The organism is Methanobrevibacter sp. UBA188, from assembly GCF_905234905.1.
Lineage (GTDB): Archaea > Methanobacteriota > Methanobacteria > Methanobacteriales > Methanobacteriaceae > Methanocatella.
On record NZ_CAJOJM010000072.1, the window covers coordinates 1 to 5,640 of the forward strand.

General features: G+C 31.6%; 3 protein-coding genes and 1 pseudogene. 1 reads left to right on the forward strand and 3 read right to left on the reverse strand.

What is annotated here, in order from left to right; all coding sequences use genetic code 11:
* A pseudogene (gene hypF, locus QZ143_RS09935) lies at positions 1 to 1,703 on the reverse strand (carbamoyltransferase HypF); the annotation flags it as partial.
* Between the two features lie 52 nt (positions 1,704 to 1,755).
* Here hypF and larB point away from each other — a divergent pair.
* Positions 1,756 to 2,517: a nickel pincer cofactor biosynthesis protein LarB gene (larB, locus tag QZ143_RS09240; protein WP_292609811.1), complete on the forward strand. Its 762-nt coding sequence runs from the start codon at positions 1,756 to 1,758 to the stop codon at positions 2,515 to 2,517.
* A gap of 139 nt (positions 2,518 to 2,656) precedes the next feature.
* On the opposite strand, the gene QZ143_RS09245 is transcribed toward larB, so the two are convergent.
* Positions 2,657 to 5,167, reverse strand: a complete 2,511-nt coding sequence (locus QZ143_RS09245; protein WP_292883495.1) for a CDP-glycerol glycerophosphotransferase family protein — start codon at positions 5,165 to 5,167, stop codon at positions 2,657 to 2,659.
* Between the two features lie 12 nt (positions 5,168 to 5,179).
* Positions 5,180 to 5,640 (reverse strand): hypothetical protein (locus QZ143_RS09250; protein WP_292883498.1); only part of this gene is annotated, 461 nt, incomplete at its 5' end.

Sequence of the window (5,640 nt, forward strand, 5' to 3'; positions counted from 1 at the left end):
TTTGAAATGATTGGCATAATTTTTAATCAAATCTTCATCTTTCAGGATGCTTGCAAGCATTCTTGCAGGATATTTTGTTGCCATATCTCCGCCGGGCATTAGCTGGCTTTCAAGATGTCCCAATCTTTCAAAATCTTTAATGTCGGTATAAAGGATTTCTCCACCCCAGCTACTTCCGTCACTACCATAACCCACTCCATCAGCTGCAATAACAATCATTTCATCAATTGAGCTGTCATTGGCAAGAGCAATGGCATGTGCATGATGGTGCTGTATAGGAATTACCTCTGCACCATACTCCTCAGCCAATTGATGGGCTAGGCGTGTTGTAAAAAAATGGGGGTGCATATCGCATGCAATTGCATCAAATTCATTGATTTTAGTAATCCTCTGCATGTTTTCAATTGCTTCCTTTAAAAATTCCAATGTTTTTGGTTTGTTTGTATTTCCGATATGCTGTGAAGGATATACGATGTCATCTTTGGCAATGGAGAATGTAACATCAAGTTCCGGACCTAAAGCCAGAACATTCAAATCATTGACTTCATAATTGATTTTGTATGGCTCCGGTGTATATCCTCTTGAACGTCTGATGAATGACAGTTCATTGTTTCTGAATCTGATAACGGAATCATCGCATCTATTTAATATCTTACGATTATGGATTAGGTAACTCCATTTATGATGTCTTCATTTTTAATCATCATTGGCTCTCCAGGAGTATTTGCTGAAGTCATGACATATGTGTCGATGTCACTTTCATCAAAAAGTAAATAATGCATTGGGGAGTAGGGAAGCATCACTCCGATATTGTGAAGGCCTGGAGAGAGGGATTCCGGAAATGGATAATTGTCATTTTTCTTTAAAATCACAATTGGCCTTTTATTTGATGTAATTGTTTTTATTTCCTTTTCGGATAGGTGAGCATAATTTTGGACTGATTTTAAATCCTTGCTCATAACTGCAAAGGCCTGATTTGGTCTGTTTAAACGTTTTCTAAGCTCTTTGATTGCATCGTCGTTATATGCATCGACAACTAAATGTGTTCCTCCGATTCCTTTGATGGCTAATATTCTGCCTTCTTTCAGGATGTCTGCTCCTTTTTTAATGGGATTTTCACAATTTATTTTATTTGAACCATCATAAAATGCCATTTGAGGTCCGCATTCACTGCAGCAAATGGCTTCTCCATGATATCTCCTGTTAAGTGGCTCCCTATATTCCACAAGACAGTCATCACATAGTGGAAATTCATCCATTGAAGTTCTCACTCGATCATAGGGAACGCTTTCAATAACTGTAAATCGGGGTCCGCAATCAGTACATGCATTAAACGGATATTTATATCGTCTGTCTTTTGGATTTCTAATTTCTTCAAGGCATTTGTCACAAATTGCAATGTCTGGAGGTATTACGCTTACTCCTGAATATGCATCTCCACTTTCAATGATTTCAAAATCAGGATAATTCTTGCTTTCAATATCTTCAATTATCATGGAGTCAATTTTGGCGATTGGCGGCAGCTCATTGGGAAGTCTTTCAATGAATGATTCAGTGTTTTTTCCTTCAATTATGATTTCAACGACATTTCCAAGGTTTCTGACGTATCCTTTAAGATTCAAATCGGTTGCTAGTCTATATACATATGGTCTGAATCCTACGCCTTGGACTATTCCTTGTGTCAAAACCTTTTGAGCTTTCATAAATATATTATTTAAGTTAAATTTTATATAAAATTTTATCCTAAGTAATACTATGAAAGATATTCTTGAAAGATTGGTTAGTGGAGAACTTACTGTTGAAGAAGCTGAAAATCTTCTAAAGGCCGATGCAATTTTGGAATTTGATGATGTTGCTAAATTTGATATAAAAAGGAATAATCGTACAGGTTTTCCCGAAGCAATCTTTGCTGAAAGTAAGGATTATGATGATTTGATTTTAATTATTAGGCAATACCTTGAAAACAGTGATGATGATTTGATTATAACAAAATTGTCTCTTGAAAGATATGAAAATATTTTAAATGATTTGGGAAATGATTCCTTTATTTTTGATTACAACAGAAGGGCCAAAATTTTAGTTATTAGAAAACAAATTGCTAAAAAAGACCCTGTTGCAAAAATAGGCATTATTACTGCAGGAACTTCAGACATTAACATTGCTGAAGAGGCAAGAGTGATTGTTGAGGAAGGGGGATGTGAAGCCATCACTTCTTATGATATTGGTGTTGCCGGAATCCACAGGCTGTTTCCGCAGATTGCCCATATGGTTAAGGAAGGTGTTCGTGCATTCATTGTTTGCGCTGGGATGGAGGGGGCGTTGCCTTCTGTTGTTGCAGGTTTAGTTGACGTTCCCGTTATCGGTGTTCCGACTTCCATTGGTTATGGTGTGGGTGAAGGTGGAAGAGTTGCACTTGATGCGATGCTTCAGTCATGCGCTCCTGGAATTGCTGTTGTAAATATTGATAATGGTTTTGGAGCGGGTGTTTTCGCTCTCAGTATTGTAAACACTGATTAATGCATTACTTAACATTCATGATGATTTAAAGTTGCTAATTGGTTGATTTTGAATGATATTTTAAAGATGGATGAGCATTTTGGTTTTAAAGAATATGAAAATATTGAATATCGAAAATTTTCAAGGGACAGATACGGACTTAATCCTTTAAAGGGATTTCCTTTATTGCTTCATGAACTCGTTTGCAATTGTTCTTATCGTTAAATAGGAAAAAATTATCAATTCGTTTGGAATATTTTTGTTTAATTTTGCAGTCATTTTCAATATATTCAATTATCAAATCAACAAGTTCATCTTCATTTTTGCATACCTCTCCCATCCCCATACTTTCATAGTCAAAAAAGCTTCTTTCAGTATCAAAATGATAATCATTACCATATTGATAATAAATCACAGGTTTATATAAATATGCAAAATCAAAAGCTACTGAAGAATAATCGGTTATCAGCAATGACCCATTATTAAATAATGTCTGAAACTTAGTTTTTTCATAATCTATTTTAACATAATCGTTTTCATCAAATAACTCTATAAAATTGTAAACATTTGGATGGGGCCTAAATATGATTTCGTAATTATGCTCTTTGGCTTTTTCAATTAATTTTTCATTGTTTATTAAACTGTTGAATCGTTTAAAATATTCTGTTTCAGCAATATATTCATTTGATTTTCTAGTGAGGTATCTTCTCCAAGAGGGCATAATGATTATTTCATGTTTGTCCTCTACATTTTTAAGGTTGTCATATCTGGGCAAGCCTTTTAGTTGAATGACTTTTTTTCCATAATTGTAAGGGTATTTAAAAGTTGAATCATATTCCTTTTTTGAACTGACCAAAAAGAAAGACAAATTCATGTTTTTTCTATTTAACCAATCTGAAATATCATCCTTAAGGATCCCATGTTGTAGAAATATATTGTTTGATTTTAAAAGACCTGCAAAGAATGGATAACCTCCCCAAAAGGGATAAATTATTTCATTGTCCGGGTGGGAAGATATTATGTTTTCAACATATAATCCTAAAAGTCTATGTTTAAATGATTTATATGGCAGAACTTTACCTATTTTTTTAATTTCATCAAAATCTTCATTGTTTGCATCTATGATGAAGTATTTATCAATGTCTTCATTTTGTTTGACGGAATATTTGAAAAGATGCAATCCATTGTCATCAGGCTCATCTGGGCGATCCATATAAAACCATATTCTTTTATTTTTTAAAAACGGATAGCTTAGCATATAAGCCATTCTAAATGGCAATGCTTTTAAAAAGCCCGATTCATGACGTCTTATCATGTTTATTTGGGTGCTTAATTCTTGCTTTATCCAGTTTAATGTTGTTTTTCTTTTTACTATTATTCTATTTTCTTTTAAGATACTGATGTAGTGTTTTGTTTTACCATATCCAATGGATTTTGAAAAGTTACATGGTCTTGAAAAATCAATTTTTAATCGTACATTTTCTGTTTCCCATCTAATTTCATATTTTTTACTTTCTGATAATGGTATTGTTGCTTCAATTGAATAATCTGAAGCATATTTATGTCCTAAACTGTATTTATCATATTGTGGGAATTTTTTTATGGTTGTATTTATTTTTTCTCCGTTAACTATGATATCTAGCTTTATATCTGTAAGCATTGTCAAGCTGGCCAATATGTTCAGCTTGTTATTGATTATGTCGTAAATATCAATAAACACAGTATTCAAATTTAGTTTTTCAATTAAATCTTTTGGAATTTGGTCATATTTTAATTTGAATAAAAAGATTTTAGTGTCATTTTCAATTAAAAGGTTATTCAAAATTATATTATCATCAATACTTTCAACGAAAGGTTTTAATCTGGTTAAATCTAGTTCTTCTTTAGAATATTCTATGGCTGAAAGCCATTTAAGTTGATTTAATAGTTCATATTGAACAAATTTTGGAATTTCTTGAAAATTGCTTTCGCTTTTTTTGATAATTGTATTGAGATTATTATCTATGAATTTTAAATATTCATTATTATTTAGGGCAATTTCTTCTGTTGGAAGTATTTTTTCTTCAATATTTTCAATAAAAAAACTTCCTTGTTTGCAAATTCCTAATTTTGGACTGTCTAATGATATTTCATTTAAAAAAGCAAGGTGGTGGTTATATTCATCCAAGTATCGAATGTCTTTTATGGCTTCTTTTTTGATAATTGTTGAAGGTCCTAGCAACTGGACAAATTCAGAATTTTTATTCAAATCAAATATTCCATTTTCATTAATAGAGTAATCTAGATATCTTTCTTTTCTTCCATTTTTATAGTAATAAATTGGTATGGTTATTAAATCCACATCTTTATCATTTTCAATTAGCTTTAAAGTATCTTCTAATGTATTTTCTGAAATATAATCATTTGCATGTAAAATAATAATATATTCTCCGTTAGCATTTTCAAGTCCGATATTTGCTGCTGTTGGAGAATTTGATTCGATATATTTTATATTTTTATCATCGTCTTCATTGAAAATATTTTTTATATAGTTTGCTTTGTTGTCAATGACAATGATTTCAATATTTTCCCTAAAATTTAATGTTTGATTAGTAAATGAGTTGAGAGTTTTTTTAAGTTCATTAACTGAATTGCTTCCCAGCACTATTGCAGTAAATTTAAATTCACTCAACTTCATTCCTCTTTAATCTTGTGATTGCTTGTAATCTGGGCGTAATGTATATAATATACAGTCCAAATCTTGTGTTGTGGTATTGAGATCGTCGTATCCTGACATAAATATTATATATGTGTGCTTATATTGATAAAAAGATGAAACGACAATTGTGTCATTTTCACCTGTTAATATTGTTTGAGTAATGTTTACATCATCCATCTCAAATGTTTTATTTGTGGTATTCTTAAAGTCTTGTTCTTCAAGAAGGGTTGCTGTATAATTGGAATGCATTTTTTTTACAGTATTTCCTTTACCCAAGTCATAAATTTGTATTTTTTCATTATTGTTTTTGTTATATAACTCTAAAACATTGTTACCTGTGTCTTCAACAGAAAATCCGTCAGGTATTGTAATGGTAGTTTTACTGAAAGTTGTAATCGCACTACCTACTGTCATTGAATTATCTATTATCATATACATTGAACCTA

Excerpts from the sequence above, each read along its gene's own strand:
- larB (WP_292609811.1), top strand. The coding sequence starts at position 1,756 with ATGAAAGATATTCTTGAAAGATTGGTTAGTGGAGAACTTACTGTTGAA.